Here is a 2,959-nt window from a genome sequence, read left to right on the forward strand (position 1 = left end):
AGACCCGGCGCCCCCCGGGGCCTCCGCCGGGTTCCCAGGCCTTGCTCGCCGGGGGGGTCGGGGGGCCCCGACTGGGCTCACCCCCGGGCCCGCCGCCGGCCCTTGACGGCGGCGGCCCCGGGTGGTGCAGTGCTCGTACGACTGGAAAGCGCTTTCCACCTCTCGCTGAGGAGTCGTTGATGGCCAAGGTGAACCGTCGGACCTTCCTGGGTGGCATCGCCGCCGCGGGTGCCGCGTACGGGCTCCCGTTCGGCGGCGCGGGCAGCGCGCACGCGGCGGCGGCGGCCGAACCACCGCGCCAAGCCGCGCTCACCTGGCTCGAAGGCGGCACGCCGACCACGCACGCGGGCACCACGTGGGGCGTCCCCTGGCCGCGCGGCGCGTTCCCCAAGGACCAGACCTTCGCGCTGACCACCGCATCGGGCGAGCAGGTGCCGGTGCAGACCTGGGCCACGGGCGTCTGGCCGGACGGCTCGCTGAAGTGGAGCGCGCACGCGATCAGCGGACCGACCGCCGCCTCCGCGTACCGGCTGGAACCGGGCCCGGCGCAGGCGCCGGCGCAAGCCGTCACGGTGGAGGACAAGAAGCAGCACGTCATCGTCCGCACGGGCGTGATCGAGGTGACGGTCCGCAAGAGCGGCAGCGACCTGATCGAGCGGATCGTGCGCGGCGGTCAACCCGTGGTGCAGCGCGGGCACCTCGTGTGCCTGCGCCAGGACCACGACGAGGACGAGGACACCGGCAGCGCCAAGCGGGAGAAGTTCGTCAGCGCCGTGCGCAACGTCATCGTGGAGCAGAGCGGTCCGGTGCGGGCCGTGCTGCGCGTCGACGGCGTGCACCGGGGTGTCTCGGGCAAGCGCGAGTGGCTGCCGTTCACCGTCCGGTTCTACTTCTTCGCGGGCACGGACGCCATCCGCATGACGCACACGTTCGTGTGGGACGGCACGGAGGACGACTACCTGCGCGGGCTGGGCATCCGGTTCGAGGTGCCGCTGCGCGACGAGCTGTACGACCGGCACATCCGGTTCGGCGGCGAGGAGGGTGGGCTGCTGCGCGAGGCCGTGCGCGGCATCACCGGCCTGCGGCGCGACCCCGGTGCGGAGATCCGGGCCGCCCAGGTGGCCGGGCGGAAGCTGCCGCCGACGTCCACTTGGGACACCCGGGTCAGCAGCCGGCTGAACCTGATCCCGGCGTGGGGCGACTACAGCCTCAGCCAGCTCACCGCGGACGGTTTCGCGATCCGCAAGCGCACCAAGCCCGGCCACACGTGGGTGGACGTCGACGCGGGACGGCGGTCGCCCGGCTTCGGCTACGTCGGCGGCGTGAGCGGCGGCCTGGCGTTCGGCCTGCGCAACTTCTGGCAGCTCCACCCGACCCAGCTCGACGTGCGCGGCGCGGCGGGCGACAAGGCCGAGGTGACGGTGTGGCTGTGGTCGCCGGACGCGCGGCCGATGGACCTGCGCTTCTACCACGACGGCCTGGGCATGGACACGTTCGCGGAGCAGCTGGAAGGCCTCCAGATCACCTACGAGGACTACGAGCCCGGCTTCGGCACGGCGTACGGCGTGGCCCGCACCAGCGAGCTGACCCTGTGGGCGCTCGGCGCCACGCCGGACGACGCGAGCCTGGCCGCCATGGCGCAGGCCGTGCAGACGCCGCCGCTGCTGGTCGCGCCGCCGCAGCACCTGCTGGGCGCGGGCGTGTTCGGCGACTGGTCGCCGGTCGACCGGTCCACCCCGGCGCGGGCCGCGATCGAGGACCGGTTGGACTTCCTGTTCGACTACCACCGCGACCAGGTCGAGCAGCGCCGCTGGTACGGGTTCTGGAACTACGGCGACGTGATGCACACCTACGACCCGGACCGGCACCAGTGGCGCTACGACGTCGGCGGCTACGCGTGGGACAACTCCGAGCTGTCGACGGACCTCTGGCTCTGGTACGCCTACCTGCGCAGCGGGCGCGCGGACGTGTTCCGGATGGCGGAGGCGATGACCCGGCACACCGGCGAGGTCGACGTCTACCACCTCGGCCAGTGGAAGGACCTCGGCAGCAGGCACAACGTGCTGCACTGGGGGTGCAGCGCGAAGCAGCTGCGCATCAGCACCGCGGCGAACCGGCGGTTCTACTACTTCCTCACCGCCGACGAACGGGTCGGTGACCTGCTGCGCGAGCTGGTGGACGCGGACCGCACGTTCGTCGCGCTCGACCCGCTGCGCAAGATCCGCACCGAGCCGTACACGCCCGACCCGAAGGCGCTCGCGGTCGGGCTCGGCACGGACTGGGGCGCGTTGGCGGCGGCGTGGCTGACCGAGTGGGAACGCGGTGGTGACCCGATCGCGCGGCAGAAGCTGCTGGGCACGGTCGAGGACATCGGCGCGCTGAAGAACGGCTTCATCACCGGTGAGGCGCTCTACGACCTGGAGAAGGGCCGTTTCGCCACCGACCGCGTGCAGGTGAGCGTGTCGCACCTGTCGGCGGTGTTCGGGTTGGCGGAGGTGTGCAGCGAGCTGATCGACCTGCTGGACCGGCCGGCGTTCGAGAAGGCGTGGTTGCAGTACTGCCGGCTGTTCGGGGCGACCACGCAGGAGCAGCAGGCCGAGGTCGGCGGCTCGTGGAACGTGGGCTTCCGCCAGATGCACTCGCGGCTGACCGCGTACGCGGCCGCCCGGACCGGGGACGCGGCGCTGGCCGACCGCGCGTGGAACGAGTTCTTCGCGGGCCAGGACGGCTACGGGCCGGGGTTGCCGTGGCGGTCCACCCGGGTCGAGGGCCCGAACGCGCTGCGGCCGGTGGACGAGGCGCCGTTCGTGTCGACCAACGCCTCCGCGCAGTACGGCCTGGCCGCCATCCAGAACCTCGCCCTGGTGGGCGACAAGCTGCCACCGCAGCGGGTCGACCGCTGAGGAGGGCCGTGCTCCGGGTGTGCCCACGGCCCACCCGGGGCGCGGCCGACGGGCGC

Annotated in this window: 1 protein-coding gene; it reads left to right on the forward strand. The window is 73.0% G+C overall.

The window, feature by feature from the left end:
* Positions 1-179 precede the first annotated feature (179 nt).
* Positions 180-2,903, forward strand: coding sequence for a Tat pathway signal sequence domain protein (locus AB0G02_RS33640; protein ID WP_360802430.1), 2,724 nt, complete (start codon positions 180-182; stop codon positions 2,901-2,903).
* Positions 2,904-2,959: the final 56 nt, after the last annotated feature.

It is taken from the genome of Actinosynnema sp. NPDC023658 (genome assembly GCF_040639995.1).
Lineage (GTDB): Bacteria > Actinomycetota > Actinomycetes > Mycobacteriales > Pseudonocardiaceae > Actinosynnema.

Coding starts and splice junctions, on each gene's coding strand:
- AB0G02_RS33640 (WP_360802430.1), top strand. CDS start 180: ATGGCCAAGGTGAACCGTCGGACCTTCCTGGGTGGCATCGCCGCCGCG.